This is a genomic window from Bradyrhizobium sp. BLXBL-01 (genome assembly GCF_051853025.1).
Lineage (GTDB): Bacteria > Pseudomonadota > Alphaproteobacteria > Rhizobiales > Xanthobacteraceae > Bradyrhizobium.
This window is the reverse complement of the sequence record NZ_CP182471.1, coordinates 8,085,758-8,102,751: the sequence shown is the minus strand read 5'-3', so window position 1 is coordinate 8,102,751 and position 16,994 is coordinate 8,085,758. Positions and strand designations below refer to the sequence as shown.

At 65.3% G+C, this 16,994-nt stretch carries 14 protein-coding genes; 9 read left to right on the top strand and 5 right to left on the bottom strand.

Annotated elements, in window-relative coordinates; all coding sequences use genetic code 11:
- Window positions 1–45: 45 nt before the first annotated feature.
- Window positions 46–816, top strand: a complete 771-nt coding sequence (locus ACNJYA_RS37505) for a helix-turn-helix transcriptional regulator (protein WP_172788914.1) — start codon at window positions 46–48, stop codon at window positions 814–816.
- Between the two features lie 120 nt (window positions 817–936).
- Here ACNJYA_RS37505 and ACNJYA_RS37500 read toward each other — a convergent pair whose 3' ends face one another.
- Entirely contained in the window at window positions 937–2,487 is a 1,551-nt protein-coding gene (locus ACNJYA_RS37500; RefSeq protein WP_439401753.1) for an acyl-CoA synthetase, read from the bottom strand.
- 266 nt (window positions 2,488–2,753) lie between these two features.
- Here ACNJYA_RS37500 and ACNJYA_RS37495 point away from each other — a divergent pair, with 266 nt between their 5' ends.
- The 8 genes from ACNJYA_RS37495 (at window position 2,754) to ACNJYA_RS37460 (ending at window position 12,652) form a co-directional block, all read left to right on the top strand.
- Entirely contained in the window at window positions 2,754–3,890 is a 1,137-nt protein-coding gene (locus ACNJYA_RS37495; protein ID WP_212256352.1) for an acyl-CoA dehydrogenase family protein, read from the top strand.
- Window positions 3,891–4,011: 121 nt separating this feature from the next.
- Complete coding sequence (locus ACNJYA_RS37490) at window positions 4,012–5,175, top strand: acyl-CoA dehydrogenase family protein (protein ID WP_439401752.1); 1,164 nt, start codon at window positions 4,012–4,014, stop codon at window positions 5,173–5,175.
- Window positions 5,175–5,831, top strand: coding sequence for a glutathione S-transferase family protein (locus ACNJYA_RS37485; protein WP_439401751.1), 657 nt, complete (start codon window positions 5,175–5,177; stop codon window positions 5,829–5,831). Before ACNJYA_RS37490 ends, ACNJYA_RS37485 begins: the two co-directional genes overlap by 1 nt.
- A 193-nt stretch (window positions 5,832–6,024) precedes the next feature.
- Window positions 6,025–6,825: a helix-turn-helix domain-containing protein gene (locus ACNJYA_RS37480; RefSeq protein ID WP_212255903.1), complete on the top strand. Its 801-nt coding sequence runs from the start codon at window positions 6,025–6,027 to the stop codon at window positions 6,823–6,825.
- 189 nt (window positions 6,826–7,014) lie between these two features.
- Complete coding sequence (locus ACNJYA_RS37475; RefSeq protein ID WP_439364911.1) at window positions 7,015–7,881, top strand: 3-keto-5-aminohexanoate cleavage protein; 867 nt, start codon at window positions 7,015–7,017, stop codon at window positions 7,879–7,881.
- 108 nt (window positions 7,882–7,989) lie between these two features.
- Window positions 7,990–9,606 carry an acyl-CoA carboxylase subunit beta gene (locus tag ACNJYA_RS37470; protein WP_439364910.1) on the top strand — a complete coding sequence of 539 codons (1,617 nt, stop codon included), beginning with the start codon at window positions 7,990–7,992 and terminating at the stop codon, window positions 9,604–9,606.
- Window positions 9,603–11,579 carry an acetyl-CoA carboxylase biotin carboxylase subunit gene (locus ACNJYA_RS37465; RefSeq protein WP_439364909.1) on the top strand — a complete coding sequence of 659 codons (1,977 nt, stop codon included), beginning with the start codon at window positions 9,603–9,605 and terminating at the stop codon, window positions 11,577–11,579. The genes ACNJYA_RS37470 and ACNJYA_RS37465 overlap by 4 nt, the downstream gene beginning before the upstream one ends.
- 320 nt (window positions 11,580–11,899) lie before the next feature.
- Window positions 11,900–12,652 carry a hypothetical protein gene (locus ACNJYA_RS37460; RefSeq protein WP_439401750.1) on the top strand — a complete coding sequence of 251 codons (753 nt, stop codon included), beginning with the start codon at window positions 11,900–11,902 and terminating at the stop codon, window positions 12,650–12,652.
- 89 nt (window positions 12,653–12,741) lie between these two features.
- On the opposite strand, the gene ACNJYA_RS37455 is transcribed toward ACNJYA_RS37460, so the two are convergent.
- From ACNJYA_RS37455 to ACNJYA_RS37440, 4 genes are all read right to left on the bottom strand, one after another.
- Window positions 12,742–13,719, bottom strand: coding sequence for an ABC transporter substrate-binding protein (locus ACNJYA_RS37455; protein ID WP_439364907.1), 978 nt, complete (start codon window positions 13,717–13,719; stop codon window positions 12,742–12,744).
- 186 nt (window positions 13,720–13,905) lie between these two features.
- Complete coding sequence (locus tag ACNJYA_RS37450; RefSeq protein ID WP_439364906.1) at window positions 13,906–14,907, bottom strand: ABC transporter ATP-binding protein; 1,002 nt, start codon at window positions 14,905–14,907, stop codon at window positions 13,906–13,908.
- A complete protein-coding gene (locus ACNJYA_RS37445; RefSeq protein ID WP_212255915.1) occupies window positions 14,904–15,911 on the bottom strand; it encodes an ABC transporter ATP-binding protein in 1,008 nt (335 codons plus the stop codon). Before ACNJYA_RS37445 ends, ACNJYA_RS37450 begins: the two co-directional genes overlap by 4 nt.
- Entirely contained in the window at window positions 15,911–16,804 is an 894-nt protein-coding gene (locus ACNJYA_RS37440; protein ID WP_172789680.1) for an ABC transporter permease, read from the bottom strand. The genes ACNJYA_RS37445 and ACNJYA_RS37440 overlap by 1 nt, the downstream gene beginning before the upstream one ends.
- Between the last annotated feature and the right edge of the window lie 190 nt (window positions 16,805–16,994).

Sequence of the window (16,994 nt, the reverse complement as noted above, 5' to 3'; positions counted from 1 at the left end):
GTTTGTCCGCCCTGCTAGAGTGACCATCCTGGAGCGGGGCTGACGATGCAGACGCAGGACAAACTCACCGACAAGCAGCTTTCGGACGAGCAGAGCCGCGAGATCGCCGAGACCATTCGCGAGGAGCTCGCCCGGCGCCGCATCTCCCGGCAGGCGCTGGCCGAGCAGGCCAAGCTGAGCCTGTCGACGCTGGAGAAGGTGCTCGGCGGCCGGCGCCCGTTCACGCTCGCGACGACCGTCCGGCTGGAGCAGGCGCTCGGCGTCTCCTTGCGCAAAAGTGTTGTCGTGGCGACGCCTGCGGCCGCAAGCGACGTCGCGCCCGACAGCCTCGGCTCCTATGCCCATCGCGCAGTGACCTGGCTCGAGGACGTCTACATCACCTTGCGGCCGTCGTTTGGCGACAAGGATGCGATCTTCGCCTATCGCACCGAGATCGCGTGGGAGCCGAAGGTCTCGTCGCTGGTCTTTCGCGAGGGCGATCGGACCGATGCCGCCTACGAACATACCGGCGAGGTCGCCGTCCCGCATCAGTCCGGCTTCATCTACCTCGTCATCATCAAGCATGGCCAGCACCGCGTGATCACGGTGTCGCGGCCGACGGTGTCGGGCGAGATGTATGGCATCATCTCGACGCTGCGCGCCGGGCCCGGGTCGCAGCTCACGCCGATCGCGGCGCCGATCGCCTATGTGCCGCTCAGGAATGTTGCGAAGCCGTCGCTGGGCCGGGTTGCGTCCGGCGATGCCAACTATGAGCTGTACCGAAAGCACCTGCGCCGCACGGTGGAAGAGCCCTTCGCGCTCTTCCTGCCGGCATAACCGCTTCGATCTCGTTCAGCACGCCTTCCGACGCGTTGAGGCTTGCGGGCATCGCCGAGCGTCGCTCGCGACGTCGATCACCACATGCGTTCAAGAAACCGCCCGCAAGGGGCGCTTCGATCAGGCGTTGGCGACCTTCTTGTCGATTTCGGACGCCGCCGAGAACGCCTTGCGCAGGGTCGGCTTGTGGATCTTGCCGGTGGCGTTGCGCGGCAACGCATCGACGAAGCGGATCTGGCGCGGGCATTTGAAGCGCGCCAGATTGGCCGCGCAATGGGCGAACAGCTCGGTTTCCGTCAGCTCGTGTCCCGGCTTGATCGCGACGATGGCAAGGCCAACCTCGCCCCATTGCGCATCAGGAATGCCGATCACGGCAGCTTCCGCGATGGCGTTGAGCTGGTGCAGCACGTTCTCGACCTCGGCCGGATAGACGTTCTCGCCGCCCGAGATGTACATGTCCTTCCAGCGATCGACGATGTAGTAGAAGCCTTCCTCGTCGACGCGGGTGGCGTCGCCCGTGTGCAGCCAGCCGTCGGTGAAGGAGGTCTTGTTCGCCTCCGGCCTGTTCCAGTAGCCCGGCGTGATGTTGGGGCCCTTGACCCAGAGTTCGCCGAGTTCGCCGACATCGGCATCGCTGCCGTCGGGGCGCACGATACGCACCTCGGTGTGCAGCACCGGCTTGCCGGCGGAGCCGGCCTTGCGCGCTGCATCCTCGCGGTCGAGCACCAGCACAGCCGGCGAAGTCTCGGTCATGCCGTAGCCCTGCTGCAGCGCGACGCCGCGCGCCTCCCACACTTTCAACAGCGGCACCGGCATCGGCGCGCCGCCGACACCGCCGACGACCAGCCGGCTGAGATCGGTGGTCGCGAAGGCGGGGTGCTGCGCCATGAACTGATAAATCGCAGGCACGCCGAAGAACACGTTGATGCCCTGCGCGGGATCGTTGATCAGGCCGAGCGCCGTGCCGGGATCGAAGGCGCGCATGATCATCACGGTGCCGCCGGCATGCAGCACGGGATTGGTGTAGCAGTTGAGTCCGCCGGTGTGAAACAGCGGCAGCACGGTGAGCAGCACCGAGGTCGGCCCGATGCAGGCCGGGCCGCCGAGATTGACGCAATTCCAGAAGGTCATGCCATGGGTGATGGTCGCGCCCTTGGGATGGCCCGTCGTGCCTGACGTGTACATGATGGTCGAGACATCATCGAGCGTCACGTCCTCGGCGCGCGCCAGCGGCTTGGCGGCGGCGATGCCGGCTTCATAGCTGCCGCCCGGACCAAGCAGCAGGCTGGTCGCAACGTTGCACAGCTTCGCCACGCTGAGCGCCGTCTCGGCCAGATCAGTATCGTGGATCATCGCCTTCGGCGCGCAGTCGGCGGTGATGAACTGAAGCTCGGGTACCGTGAGGCGGGTGTTGAGCGGCACGAAGATCGCCCCCAGCCGCCCGCAGGCGAACTGCACCTCCAGCGTATCGGTCGTGTTCAGCGCCAGCACCGCGACGCGGTCGCCGCGCGAGACGTTGAGCGTGTGGCGCAGCAACGAGGCGAGGCGTGAGACGCGGGCGTCGAGCTGCGAATAGGTGAAGCGGCGCTCGCTCGCGAGGTCGACGACCGCGACCTTGTCAGGCGCGCGGCGGGCATGATGGGCGATCCAGTCGTAATAGCGAACGGCCAAAGATGTCTCCCTCGACGGCCTCGTGCCGCCCGCTTTCTTGCTGCTTGCGCACCATGCCCGGCCTGGCCCTGGGGCCAGCCGGAGTCTGTGCAGCAGCGTTTTTTTGCGCCAGAGTTGGCCTGCAAGCGGTGAAAATCGTCTTGCGTTGAGTTGCTGGCTTGCTGCCTTGCTTGAAGCGTCCGCGCCAATCAGCCACTCCGCGCAAGTGAGCGGCCAAGGTTCCAGCCATGGTGGCCGGGACGAATCCGTTCGAGGCAAGTCCCGCGATGAAGAGCCCGTTCTATACCGCCGAGCACGACGCGTTCCGCGACGTGATGCGGCGCTTCGTCGAGAAGGAGATCGCGCCCTTCGCCCATGAATGGGACGAAGCCGGCGAATTCCCGCGCGAGCTCTATCGCAAGGCGGCCGAAATCGGCCTGCTGGGACTTGGATTCCCGGAAGAATATGGCGGCATCGCCGCCGACCAGTTCATGAAGATCGTGGCGAGCCAGGAGCTTGCGCGCGCCGGCGCAGGCGGCGTCAGCGCGAGCCTGATGAGCCACACCATCGGCTCGCCGCCGATCGCGCGGGCCGCACGGGCCGAGATAAAGGCGCGCGTGCTGCCGCAGGTGCTGGCCGGCGAGAAGATCTCCGCACTGGCGATCACCGAGCCGGGCGGCGGCTCCGACGTCGCGAACCTGCGCACCCGCGCGCGGCGCGACGGCGATCACTACGTCGTGAGCGGTGAGAAGACCTTCATCACGTCAGGCATGCGTGCCGATTATCTGACCGTTGCGGTGCGCACCGGCGGCGAGGGCGCCGGCGGCGTCAGCCTGCTCCTGATCGAGGGCGACACGCCCGGCCTGTCCAGGACCAAGCTGAAGAAGATGGGCTGGTGGGCTTCCGATACCGCGACGCTGCATTTCGACGAATGCCGCGTGCCCGCCGAAAACCTGATCGGCGAGGAGGGCCAGGGCTTCAAGATCATCATGCAGAACTTCAACAGCGAGCGCATGGGCATGGCGGCGAGCTGCACCGCCTTCGCGCGGGTCTGCCTCGACGAGGCGGTCGCCTATGCGAAGGAACGCAAAACCTTCGGCAAGCCGCTCGCGCAGCACCAGGTCATCAGACACAAGATCGTCGATATGGCGCAGAAGGTCGCGGCTTCGCAAGCGATGCTGGAGATGTTGGCCTGGCGGCTCGAGCAGGGCGAGAGTCCGGTCGCCGAAATCTGCATGATGAAGAACCAGGCAACGCAGACCATGGCGTTCTGCGCATCCGAGGCCGTGCAGATCTTCGGCGGCGCTGGCTTCATGCGCGGCATCAAGGCCGAACGCATCTACCGGGAGGTCAAGGTCAACGCCATCGGCGGCGGCACCGAGGAGATCATGAAGGATCTGGCGTCCAGGCAGATGGGGTTGTGACTTTCTGTCATTCCGGGGCGCGCGTAGCGCGAGCCCGGAATCCATCAGGCCGCATGCACCGTGGAGAAATGGATTCCGGGCTCATCGCTGCGCGATGCCCCGGAATGACAAAGGGGAAAGAATGCTATTCACCGCCGACCACGACGACATCCGCCGCTCCCTACAAAAGTTCATCGCCAACGAGATCAATCCTCACGTCGATGACTGGGAAAAGGCCGACATCTTCCCGGCGCACGAGCTGTTCAAGAAGATGGGCAGCCTCGGCTTCCTTGGCCTGAACAAGCCGGTCGAGTTCGGCGGCTCCGGCCTCGACTATTCCTACGCGCTGATGATGGCCGAGGAGCTCGGCGCCATCACCTGCGGCGGCGTGCCGATGGCGATCGGGGTGCAGACCGACATGGCAACGCCGGCATTGGCGCGCTTCGGCTCCGACGAGGTGCGGCGCGAATTCCTCAGCCCCTCGATCTCCGGTGACTACGTCGCCTGCATCGGCGTCTCCGAGCCGGGCGCAGGCTCGGACGTCGCCTCGATCAAGACCCAGGCACGCTCCGACGGCGACGATTACGTCATCAATGGCGGCAAGATGTGGATCACCAACGGCACCCAGGCCGACTGGATCTGCCTGCTCGCCAACACCGGCGACGGTCCCGTTCATCGCAACAAATCGCTGATCTGCGTCCCCATGAAGAGCAAGGGCGTCACCGTTGCGCGAAAGCTCGACAAGATGGGCATGCGCTCCTCCGACACCGCGCAGATCTTCTTCGACAATGTCCGCGTGCCCAAGCGCAACCGGATCGGCGAGGAGGGCAAGGGCTTCACCTACCAGATGATCCAGTTCCAGGAGGAGCGGCTTTGGGGCGCGGCCGCCTGCCTGAAGGCGCACGAATACATCATCGACCAGACCATCGCGTACACGCGCAATCGGAAAGCGTTCGGCAAGTCGATCCTCGACAACCAGGTGGTGCACTTCAAGCTCGCGGAGATGCAGACCGAGGTCGAGCTCTTGCGCGCGCTGATCTATCGTGCTGGCGAGCAGCTGGTCGCCGGCGAGGACGTGACGCGGCTCGCGACCATGGCCAAGCTGAAGGCCGGCCGGTTAGGGCGCGAGCTCACCGACGCCTGCTTGCAATATTGGGGCGGAATGGGCTTTACCAACGAGACGCCGGTCAGTCGCGCCTATCGCGACAGCCGCCTGACCTCGATCGGCGGCGGCGCCGACGAGGTCATGCTGATGGTCCTGTGCAAGATGATGGGTACGCTGCCTGGCAGCAAAGGAAATTCCTGATGATCACGCTCTATCATTGCGATGCCGCGCGCTCGTTCCGCCCGCTCTGGATGCTGGAGGAGATGGGGCTGCCGTATGAATTGAAGATGCTGCCGTTCCCGCCGCGCGTCTTCGCCAAGGATTATCTCGCGCTCAATCCGCTCGGCACGATCCCCTTCATGATCGATGGCGAGACCAGGATGACGGAATCCTCGGGCATCTGCCATTACCTCGGCACCAAATACGGTCCGACGCCGTTGATGGTCGGCCTGGAAGATCCCGCCTATGGCACGTTCCTGAACTGGATGTATTTCAGCGACGCCACGTTAACCTTCCCGCAGACGTTGGTGCTGCGATACACCCAGCTCGAGCCGGAGGAGCGCCGCAACCCGCAGGTCGCGACGGATTATGCGAAGTGGTTCCTCGGGCGTCTGCGCGCCGTTGAGGCAGCGACGGCGAGTGCCGAAACATTGTGCGCGGGCCGCTTCACCGCCGCTGACATTGTCATCGGTTACGCGCTTCGGCTCGCGAGCAATATCGGGCTTGCCAAGGATTTCGGGCCAAACGTCGCAGCCTATTGGGCCCGCCTGCAGCAGCGCGACGGCTACAAGCGCGCCGTTGCTGCGGAGCAAAAGGCCGGGGAAGAGCAGAATATCGCGCCAAGAGTGAGGGCGTAGGTTCCAGGGCCGTCATTCCGGGGCGATGCGCAGCATCGACTCGGAATCTCGAGGTTCCGGGTTCGCGCTTTGCGCGCCCCGGAACGACAGCGCATGTTTTCATGACAGCGCTATCCTACCGTGACAGCGCCCAAATTTCCGCTAAGGTGACCTCCGTCCGCAGCGGCCAGAGAGCCGCGCGAGGAGGAACCCAATGGAATATAACGGTCGCGAATCCGACCATCTGATGCTGATCACGCCGGAGCGCGTGTTTTATGCGGGCCTGCTCGGCCGTCCGCGCAAGCGGACCCCCGGTTGCTGCCACGTCTATGTCGCGGTGAAGGGCAATCTGCACCTCACCATCGACGACGTCCTCGCCACCGGCGAGCTGTTCGTCACCCTGCCGAACCAGCGGCATTCCATCGCCAGCGACTATCGTACCGTGATCAGCGTGACGCTGGAGCCGGAGAGCATGCCGGATGGCGTGATCGAAGCCTTGGCCGTGCGCTTGACCGGGCCCGATCGGGCCGCCTATGCCCGCAAGATCCTCGCCGCCTATGCGCTGCTGCGCCAGCGCCGTTATGGCGACATCACCACCGCCGAGTTCGACGAGATGTGCTTCGGCGAGGCGCTGCCGCGCCGTGTGCTCGACCCGCGCATCTCGCGCGCCGTGGCCCGCATCGAGCGCTTCTCCGGCGAGCCGGTGACGGCCGACACCTGCGCCGCGGAAGCTGGCCTCTCGGCCTCGCGCTTCCTGCATCTGTTCAAGGAGGAGACCGGCATCTCGTTCCGCTCCTTCCGCGCCTGGAAGCGCGCGCGGCATCTGCTGCACTTCGCCAACCAGGATCTCAACCTCGCCCATCTCGCGCAGGACATCGGCTATCCCGATTCCACGCATTTCAGCCACTCGATCCGCCGCTTCTACGGCCTCAAGCCGCGCGCGATCTTCGTCGGCTCGCGGGATCTTGCGATCTATCGCAGCACCGAGACGGTGCGGATGGCGGAGGCATCGTAGCTTCGTAGGGTGGGTTAGCCGAAGGCGTAACCCACCAATTCTGTCTCTGCGAAGATCAAAGAGGTGGGTTACGCCTTCGGCTAACCCACCCTACGGATCTCCTTTCCCAGCTTCTCCGCGCAAGAAGCCGCATGTCGCGCGGCACATGATCGCCAGCGTTGAATTCTCAACGTGCGAGACATTGAACGCATGAGCGACAAGGCCGTCATCACCTGCGCGCTGAACGGCGTGCTCACCGACCCCAGGCAGCACAACGTGCCCGTGACGCCCGAGCAGATGGCGCGCGAGGCCAAGGCTGCGTTCGAGGCCGGCGCGTCCATCATGCACATCCATCTGCGCCAGCAGGCGCCGGGCAAGGGACATCTGCCGTCCTGGGAGGTCGCGGTCAGCAAGGAGATCCAGCAGGCGATCCGCGAAGCCTGCCCGGGCGTGATCATCAACCACACCTCGGGCGTGTCGGGGCCGAACTACGCCGGCGCGCTCGACTGCATTCGCGAGACCAGGCCGGAGATCGCCGCCTGCAATGCCGGCTCGCTGAATTATTTGAAGGTGAAGGCCGACAACAGCTGGGCCTGGCCGCCGATGATGTTCGACAATTCGGTCGAGAAGGTGAAGGACTATCTCGACGTCATGAACGCCGTCGGCACCATTCCCGAGTTCGAATGCTTCGACGTTGGCATCGTGCGTTGCGTCGGGATGTACACCCAAGTCGGCATGTACAAGGGCCCGCTTGAATATAACTTTGTGATGGGCGTCGCCTCCGGCATGCCGGCCGACCCTGAATTGCTGCCGATCCTGATCAAGCTGAAGCGTCCCGAAGCGCATTGGCAGGTCACCGCCATCGGCCGCGAGGAGATCTGGCCGCTGCACCAGCGCTGTGCCGAGCTCGGCGGTCACTTGCGCACCGGCCTCGAGGACACGTTCTACCTCGCCGACGGCAAGAAGGTGACGTCGAACGGCCAGCTCATCGAAGCCGTCGCCGCCTGCGCAAGGCGCGCCGGCCGCGAGATCGCGTCACCGGCCGAGGCGCGGAAGATCTTTGGGACGAACAGGTAGGTATCGCCTCACCCGTCATTGCGAGCGAAGCAATCCAGAATCTCTCCGCGGAAGCAGCCTGGATTGCTTCGTCGCTTCGCTCCTCGCAATGACGAGCAGGATCAAGTCATGTCCATTCTCGAAAACACCATTTCCCCCGGCAGCGCCAGCTACCACGCCAATCGCGACGGCATGCTCGGGCTGATCGACCGCATGCGCGCGCTCGAAGAGCGCACGCGCGCGGCCTCGGCCGCGGCGAAGGACCGCTTCCACAAGCGCGGCCAATTGCTGCCGCGCGAGCGCGTCGCGCTGGTGCTCGATCCCGGCGCGTCCTTCATCGAGCTGTCGACGCTCGCCGGCTACATGTTCGACGTGCCGGATGCGACCAAGAGCGTGCCGGGCGGCGGCGTCATCGCCGGCATCGGCTTCGTCTCGGGCATCCGCTGCATGGTCAGCGCCAGCGATTCCGGCATCGACGCCGGCGCGCTGCAGCCTTACGGCCTCGACAAGACGCTGCGGGTGCAGGAGCTCGCGCTGGAGAACAAGCTGCCTTATGTCCAGCTGGTCGAGAGCGCCGGCGCCAATTTGCTGCGCTATCGCGTCGAGGATTTCGTCCGTGGCGGCAACATCTTTCGTAACCTGGCGCGGCTCTCGGCCGCCGGCCTGCCGGTCGTCACCGTGACGCATGGTTCGTCCACCGCGGGCGGCGCATATCAAACCGGTCTCTCCGACTACATCGTCATGGTGCGCGGCCGCACCCGCGCCTTCCTTGCAGGGCCGCCGCTGCTGAAGGCCGCGACCGGCGAGATCGCGACCGAGGAGGAGCTCGGTGGCGCCGAGATGCACACGCAAATCTCCGGCCTCGGCGATTATCTCGCCGAGGATGATCGCGACGCGCTTCGCATCGCGCGCGAGATCATGGCGGCGATGGAATGGGAGCGGCCGGGCAGGGCGGCTCCAGAGTTCAAGCCGCCGCGCTACGATCAGGACGAGCTGCTCGGCATCATGCCGATGGACCACAAGCGCCCGGTCGACATGAAGCAGGTGATCGCGCGCATCATCGACGATTCCGATTTCACCGAGATGGCGCCGAATTACGGCCCGGCCACCGTCTGCGGCCATGCCCGCATCGAGGGCCAGGCGATCGGCATCATCACCAACAACGGCCCGCTCGATCCCGCCGGCGCCAACAAGGCGACGCATTTCATCCAGGCCTGCTGCCAGACCCGCACGCCGATCCTCTATCTCAACAACACCACCGGCTACATGGTCGGCAAGGCCTATGAAGAGGCCGGCATGATCAAGCACGGCTCCAAGATGATCCAGGCGGTCACGTCGGCGACGGTGCCGCAGATCACCATCTATTGCGGCGCCTCGTTCGGTGCCGGCAATTACGGCATGTGCGGCCGCGGCTTCCATCCGCGCTTCTGCTTCTCCTGGCCCAACGCCAAGACCGCGGTGATGGGCGGCGAGCAGGCGGCCGAGACCATGGCGATCGTGACCGAGGCCGCCGCGGCGCGCCGCGGCAAGCCGATCGAGAAAGACAAACTGGACGCGATGAAGGCGCAGATCATCGGCGTGTTCGACGGGCAGATGGATGTGTTCTCCACCAGCGCCCGCGTGCTCGATGACGGCGTGATCGATCCGCGCGACACCCGCGCCGTGCTGTCGGAGGTGCTCGCGATCTGCCGCGAGGGCGATGCGCGCACGCCCCAGCGCATGCAATTCTCGGTGGCGCGCCCATGAGGAACGGATCAGTGCAGCAGCGGCCGTTCTTCAAGATCCTGGTCGCCAACCGCGGCGAGATCGCGCTGCGCGTGATGCGCAGTGCGCGGCACCTCGGCCTTGGCGTCGTCGCGGTCTATTCCGATGCCGATCGCGATGCGCTCCATGTGCGCGAGGCCGATCAGGCCGTGCGCATCGGCGAAGCCCTGCCGGCGCAATCCTATCTCAACATTCCCGCGATCGTCGCCGCGGCCAAGGCCAGCGGTGCGGATGCCGTTCACCCCGGCTATGGCTTCCTCGCCGAGAACGAGGAGTTTGCGCGCGCCTGCAAGGAAGCCGGCCTCGTCTTCATCGGCCCGTCGCCGCAGGCGATCGAGGCGATGGGCAACAAGGCCGGCGCCAAGGAGATCATGAAGAAAGCCGGCGTGCCGATCGTGCCCGGCTATCAGGGCGCAGACCAAGGCGACGAGGTCATGCTCGCGGAAGCCAGAACGATCGGCTTTCCCGTGATGATCAAGGCGGTCGCCGGCGGCGGCGGACGCGGCATGCGACTCGTCACCGATGCGGCGTCGTTCCCCGATGCGCTGCGCAGCGCGCGGTCGGAAGCGAAGGCCGCGTTCGGCGATGCCACACTCATCCTCGAACGTGCCATCCAGAACCCTCGCCACATCGAGATCCAGGTGTTCGGCGACGGCCACGGCAACGCCATCCATCTCGGCGAGCGCGATTGCTCGGTGCAGCGGCGCCACCAGAAGCTGATCGAGGAGGCGCCGTCGCCCGCCGTCACGCCGGAGCTGCGTGCGAAGATGGGCGAGGTTGCGGTCGCAGCGGTTAGGGCGCTGCGCTATGAGGGCGCCGGCACGCTGGAATTCCTGCTCGACCAAGGCGGCGCGTTCTACTTCATGGAGATGAACACGCGCCTCCAGGTCGAGCATCCCGTGACCGAGGCCATCACCGGGCTCGATCTCGTCGAGCTGCAGTTGCGCGTTGCGCGCGGCGAACCCTTGCCGGTGAAGCAGCAGGACATCAAGTTCTCCGGCCACGCCATCGAGGTCCGGCTCTGCTCGGAAGACGCCGGGCACGACTTCATGCCGCAGTCCGGCCGCATGGCGCGCTGGCAGGTGCCAGAGGGCATCCGCGTCGAGCACGCGTTGCAATCGGGCTCGGAGATCCCGCCGTTCTACGATTCCATGATCGCCAAGGTGATCAGCCACGGCGCCACGCGCGAGGAGGCGAGGGGACGGCTGATCGTCGGCCTCGAGCAGCTCACCGCGTTCGGCGTAACCACGAACCAGGCGTTCCTGTTGTCCTGCCTGCGTCATCCCGGCTTCGCCAAGGGCGAGGCGACGACGGCGTTCATCGGCACGCATCGCGATGACTTGCTGGCGCCGCGCGCGGACGCGGCATTCGAGACCGCGCTGGCGGGCCTGCTGCTCTACGTCACCAACCCGCGTGCACCGTCCTGGCAGGACGGGCGGAGCCTCGCCGCCACTTTTCCGCTGCCGGCGAAAATCGAGATTGCCGGCCAGACGCTGGAGCTCGACATCAGGCGCGAACGCGACGGCAGCTACACGGTCATTACCGACGGCCGCCAGGAGAAGTTCGAAATTGATCAGCTCGATCCCGACAGCATCCGCTTCCGCCGCGCCGGCGTGATGGACAGCGCAAAATTCCTGCGCGACGGCGATCGGCTCTACCTGCAGCACCGCGGCATCCCGCTCGCGGTCACCGATCTCACCCTCGCCGCGCCAAAAGCGGCCGCAAGCAATGGCGGCGACGGCAAGGTCCGCGCCGCCATGAACGGCCGCGTGGTCGCCGTGCTGGTCAAGCCCGGCGACCGCGTCACCGCCGGCCAGCCGGTGCTGACGCTGGAAGCGATGAAGATGGAGCACGTCCACAAGGCCGGCATCGACGGCGTGGTCAGCGCGATCGACGTCGCCGAAGGCGAGCAGGTGACGACGGGACGGATCGTCGCGGAGATCGGGGCGGAGTAGCGTCGCTAACGCGGTCTCGTAGGGTTGGCAAAGGCGCGAAGCGCCGTGCCCACGAATGTCGATCGTAAAGCGGGTTTGGTGGGCACGGTTCCGCCTTCGCTCTTCGAGCTACGGCGGACAAGTCGCTTTGCCCAGCCTACGGCGCCTCCCGAAACGCCAACGATTTCAATGGGGTTTTCGCGCACAAAAGTTTGCGCACAAACTCTATTGAACATTGTTCATTCCGCGGCTACAAATAATGAACTTTGTTCAATCAGCTGGAGCCTCGCATGTTGCACGCCGATGACCCCGCCCAAGCGGCCACTGCCAGGCTGCCTTCAGTGTCCCGCCGATTTGTATTGGGCGCGTTGCAAGCCCGCGAAAAATACCTGCTTGCTGCATTCATCATCCTGATCCTGGCTGCGCTCTTTGCGCCCGCATTGCCCGCCTCCGCCTGGCACATCCCGCATTTCGTCGACGACCGCACCTGGCTCGGCGTGCCCAACGCCGGCGATGTGCTGAGCAATCTCGCCTTCCTCGCGATGGGCGTCTGGGGCTCGGAGCGGCTGCGGGCCCGCCATGATGCGCCAGTCGGTGCGAGCTGGTTCTTCGTGGGTCTGATCCTCACGTGCCTGGGCTCAGGCTTCTATCATCTCGATCCCGACATGCCGCAGCGGCTCGTCGCCGATCGTCTGGGCATGGCGGTCGCGTTTGCAGGATTTCTCGGCATCGCCGCCAGCGAGCGGATCAGCACGCGCGCAGGCGAAGCGGTGCTGGTGCTGACCATGATCGCGGGCCTGTTAGCTGCCTGGGTCGCACGCGAGAATCTCGCGCCATGGGTGATCGTGCAGTTCGGCGGCATGGCGCTCGCCGTGGGGCTCGCGTTGACGCGTCCCCGGCCCGGCGCGCTTGGCGTGCCGCTCGGCGGCGTGATCGTCTTCTATGTGATCGCCAAGCTTTTCGAGCTGGGTGATGTGACCGTGTTCGAAGCGACCGGGCACATGGTCTCGGGCCACACGCTCAAGCATCTCGCCGCCGCGCTCGCGGCCTGGCCGGTGATCCGGGCGCTGGGATCTAGGCCGTGTACGCACTAAGGGGCTGGCCGCCGGCCCCATACTTTCGGAGAAGCGGCAATCTCGCTGAGGGGCCAGAAGCGGACTAGTTCGACGGCACGACAATACGTTTATTCAATCACCTGATCCGCACGGGCGAGCAACGTTGGTGGAATCACGATGTTCAAGGCAGTAGCGGTCTTGACATTGACCACCAACTCGAACTTTGCCGGCTGTTGAATCGGAAGCTCGGCAGGTTTGACGCCTTTGATGATCTTATCGACGTATGCTGCGCCTCTCCTGAACAGGTCGACGAGGTCGGGGCCGTAGCTCATGAGCGCTCCCATTTCGGCCGCATCGCGATAACCAAAAATTGCCGCTAGTTGTGCCTCCCGCGCAGCATCAACGATATTACGCCGATACGTCCAAAGTAGCCCTTCTGGAAAAACAATGAGTCCCTCAACGTTTCCGCGAAGTGAACGGAATACAGTGTCGATCTCCTCCGCTCGGCGCACATCGTAAGCGCTGAGAGTAAGCTTTTGCAGTTGTGCTGCCTGCTTTACCGCATCAAGATAGAAACGGCTGCCGGGGTTGCCAGAATTCCAAAGCGCGCCAATTCGAGTGAGTTTAGGGGCTGCTTCGTGCAGAAGCTCGAGCATTTTAGCGTTTGTTTCCGGCGTGACCTCCAAAGAAAAGCCAGTCAAGTTGCCACCCGGATGAGAGATGCTGGCAGCGAGTCCACCTCCTACGGGATTAACGACGGCAAGCGCGACGATTGGTATCTGTGCCGTAGCCTTCTTGATAGCAACAGCTGGCGGATGGCCAGCCGTGACAATCACGTCGGGCTCACTCTGGACCAACTCGCGCGCTACGTCGTCATATTCGCTCTCATGCCCCGCCATCCAGCGGTATTGGATAGAAATGTTGCGCCCCTCACTATAACCTAACTCCTTCAATCCTTGCCTGAGGGACTCGGCAAGAGGGTTCGGGCCAGCCGCAACCGAAAAGAAAACAACTCGCCATCCCTTTCCTGATCTCTGCGCTCTAACCGATCGCGGCGCAAGCACCGAGATAATTCCGCTTGCAACGAGGCCTCGTCTATCGATCATGCGACGCTCCCCCTGAAGGTGCGTTACGCCTTTGCAACGGCAGGATACTCGCTTACGCCGCCCGTGACCCGCGAAACAAGGTCGCAGCGAGGAGGAGGTCAGCCGTGATATCCGCTTCGGGTCAAAAGCGCTAACGCTCTGCCCAGCAGAAGACGTCCACTCTTCCCTTCGGAGCCGACATTGCTTTTATGAGGACACGCCCTGCTGGCTCCGTCCCGTCCCGTCATTGAGCAGGCACGCCACCTGATGCCCAGCGCCGGCATCCAGCAGCGCCGGCCGCTCCGTCTTGCAGCGCTCCATCGCAAACCGGCAGCGGGTGTGAAATGCGCAGCCCGAGGGCGGGTTGACCGGGCTCGGCACGTCGCCCTCCACCAGCGGCGCGAGCTTCTTCGCCAGCGGATTGGCGACCGGCACCGAGGCGAGCAGGGCCTGCGTGTAGGGATGCCTGGGATTGCGGAACAGCTCGTCCTTGTCGGCGATCTCGACGATGCGGCCGAGATACATCACGGCGACGCGGTGGCTGATATGGGCGACCACGGCGAGGTCGTGCGCGATGAAGAGATAGGAGAAGCCGTGCTGCCGCTGCAGGTCGATCAAAAGGTTGATGACCTGCGCCTGGATCGAGACGTCGAGCGCGGAGACCGGCTCGTCGCAGACGATCAGGCGCGGCCCCAGCGCCAGTGCGCGGGCGATGCAGATGCGCTGGCGCTGGCCGCCGGAGAATTGATGCGGGAAATTGCGCATCTGGTCGGGCCGCAACCCCACCTGCTCGAACAATGTTGCGACCCGCGTCTCCAGCGCCTTGCCGGTCGCGAGCCCGTGCACGGCGAGCGGCTCGCCGACGATGTCGCCCGCGGTCATGCGCGGATTGAGCGAAGCGAAAGGATCCTGGAACACGATCTGCATCGAGCGGCGGTGCGGGCGCAGCGCCGTCTTGGAAAGATGCGTGATGTCCTCACCGTCGAGACGGATCTGACCCGAGGTCGGCTCGACCAGCCGCAGCACGCTGCGCGCCACCGTGGACTTGCCGCAGCCGGATTCACCGACGAGGCCGAGCGTCTCGCCGGTGCCAAGCGCGAACGAGACGCCATCGACCGCATGCACGGTGCCGACCTGCCTTCGCAGCACGCCGGCGCGCACGGGGTAGTGCTTTTTGAGGTCGGTGACTTCGAGCAGCGCCTCGGTCATGCCACCTCCGCGACTTCTTCGGCGCGCCAGCAGGCGGCGAGATGGCCGCCGCCCCAATCCGCCAGCGGCGGATATTCGGCTTCGCAACGTTTGATGGCGAGCTTGCAGCGCGGCGCGAAGGCGCAGCCTTTCGGCAGGCGCACCAGCGACGGCACCGTTCCCGGGATTTCGTTCAGCCGCGCCGGCGCGGCGACACCGGAGGCCGGCACGGCCGGGATCGAGGCCATCAGTCCCCGCGTATAGGGATGCTTCGGCGCGGCGAACAGCGCTTCGACGCCGGCTTCCTCGACCTTCCGCCCCGCATACATCACGATCACGCGTTGCGCGGTCTGCGCGACGACGCCGAGATCGTGCGTGATCAGCACAAGCCCGGTGCCGAGCTCCTTCTGGAGGTCGAGGATCAGCGCCAGGATCTGCGCCTGGATGGTGACGTCGAGCGCGGTGGTCGGCTCGTCCGCGATCAGGAGCGCCGGCCGGCACGCGAGCGCCATCGCGATCATCGCGCGCTGGCGCATGCCGCCGGAGAGCTGATGCGGATATTCGCGCGCCCGCCGCGCCGGTTCGGGAATGCGCACCAGCCGCAGCATCTCGACCGCGATGTTGTGCGCCTCTTTGGACGATATATTCCGGTGCAGCCGCACCGCCTCGACGATCTGGTCGCCGATCCGCATCACCGGATTGAGCGACGTCATCGGCTCCTGAAAGATCATGGAGATGCGGTTGCCCCTGACCGCGCGCATCTCTGATTCATCCAGCGCCAGCAGGTCGGTGCCTTCGAGCGAGACCGAGCCGCCGACGATGCGGCCGGGCGGATCGGGCACGAGGCGCATCAGCGATAGCGCGGTGACGCTCTTGCCGCAGCCTGATTCGCCGACGATCGCCAGCGTCTCGCCGCGCTTGACGCTGAAGGAGAGGTCGTCGACCGCCTTGAACAGGCCGGAATTGGTGAAGAACACCGTCTTCAGGTTCTTCACATCGAGCACGAGATCGGTCTTGTCTGCCATCAGCCGCGCTGCCTCGGATCCAGGATGTCGCGCAGGGCGTCACCGAACAGATTGGCGCCGAATACGGCGAGGCTGATCGCGATGCCCGGGAAGATCACCAGCCACGGCGCGGTGCGGACATATTCGGCGGCGGATTCGGACAGCATGCGTCCCCATGACGGATAGGGCTCGGGAATGCCGAGGCCGAGGAACGACAGCGACGCCTCGGTCAGGATGGTCGAGCCGAGCTGCGCCGTCGCCAGCACGATCAGCGGCGCCAGCGTGTTCGGCAGCACGTGGCGCAGCGCGATCCGCATCTCGCTCATGCCGATCGACTTGGCGGCCTCGACGAATGGCTGCTCGCGCAGCGCCAGCGTATTGGCGCGGATGACGCGCGCCACCGTCGGGATCAGCGGGATGGCGATGGCGATGATCACGTTCGGCAGCGACGGCCCGAGCGCGGCCGTCATCACCAGCGCCAGCACCAGCAGCGGCAGCGCCTGCAGCACGTCCGAGACGCGCTGGAACACGAGATCGACCCAGCCCGAGAGATAGCCGGAGGTGAGGCCGACGATCACGCCGATGGTGCCGCCGAGCACGGTCGAGCCGATGCCGACTGCGAGCGAGATCCGCGCGCCGTGGATGATGCGGCTGAACACGTCGCGGCCGAACGAATCGGTGCCCATCCAGTGCGCCAGGCTCGGGCGCGCCAGCGCGCGGGCGGAATCCACCGTCAGCGGATCGTAGCGCGCGATGACATCGGCGAAGATCGCCGTCAGCACGAACGCCGTCATGATGACGAGCCCGGCCGCGCCCAGCACGTGCCGCTGCGCCATGAACAGCACGCGCCGCCAGCCCCCGGTCGCATGCGCCCCGGCCCGCCTCAGTTCAACGTCGAAATCAATGGCGGCCATATGCCTCTCCGCGGGGAGAAACACCTCTCCCCATCGGGGAGAGGTCGGCGCGTAGCGCCGGGTGAGGGGGCTCAGGTCTCAAGACGGAGTGTAACCCCTCACCCGGATTGCATCTTCCGATGCAATCCGACCTCTCCCTATAGGAGAGGTAGAGCACCGCCGTCGCGTCAGATTGTTCCAACCTCATGCT

Coding starts and splice junctions, on each gene's coding strand:
- ACNJYA_RS37505 (WP_172788914.1), top strand. CDS start 46: ATGCAGACGCAGGACAAACTCACCGACAAGCAGCTTTCGGACGAGCAG.
- ACNJYA_RS37495 (WP_212256352.1), top strand. CDS start 2,754: ATGAAGAGCCCGTTCTATACCGCCGAGCACGACGCGTTCCGCGACGTG.
- ACNJYA_RS37490 (WP_439401752.1), top strand. CDS start 4,012: ATGCTATTCACCGCCGACCACGACGACATCCGCCGCTCCCTACAAAAG.
- ACNJYA_RS37485 (WP_439401751.1), top strand. CDS start 5,175: ATGATCACGCTCTATCATTGCGATGCCGCGCGCTCGTTCCGCCCGCTC.
- ACNJYA_RS37480 (WP_212255903.1), top strand. CDS start 6,025: ATGGAATATAACGGTCGCGAATCCGACCATCTGATGCTGATCACGCCG.
- ACNJYA_RS37475 (WP_439364911.1), top strand. CDS start 7,015: ATGAGCGACAAGGCCGTCATCACCTGCGCGCTGAACGGCGTGCTCACC.
- ACNJYA_RS37470 (WP_439364910.1), top strand. CDS start 7,990: ATGTCCATTCTCGAAAACACCATTTCCCCCGGCAGCGCCAGCTACCAC.
- ACNJYA_RS37465 (WP_439364909.1), top strand. CDS start 9,603: ATGAGGAACGGATCAGTGCAGCAGCGGCCGTTCTTCAAGATCCTGGTC.
- ACNJYA_RS37455 (WP_439364907.1), bottom strand. CDS start 13,719: ATGATCGATAGACGAGGCCTCGTTGCAAGCGGAATTATCTCGGTGCTT.
- ACNJYA_RS37450 (WP_439364906.1), bottom strand. CDS start 14,907: ATGACCGAGGCGCTGCTCGAAGTCACCGACCTCAAAAAGCACTACCCC.
- ACNJYA_RS37445 (WP_212255915.1), bottom strand. CDS start 15,911: ATGGCAGACAAGACCGATCTCGTGCTCGATGTGAAGAACCTGAAGACG.
- ACNJYA_RS37440 (WP_172789680.1), bottom strand. CDS start 16,804: ATGGCCGCCATTGATTTCGACGTTGAACTGAGGCGGGCCGGGGCGCAT.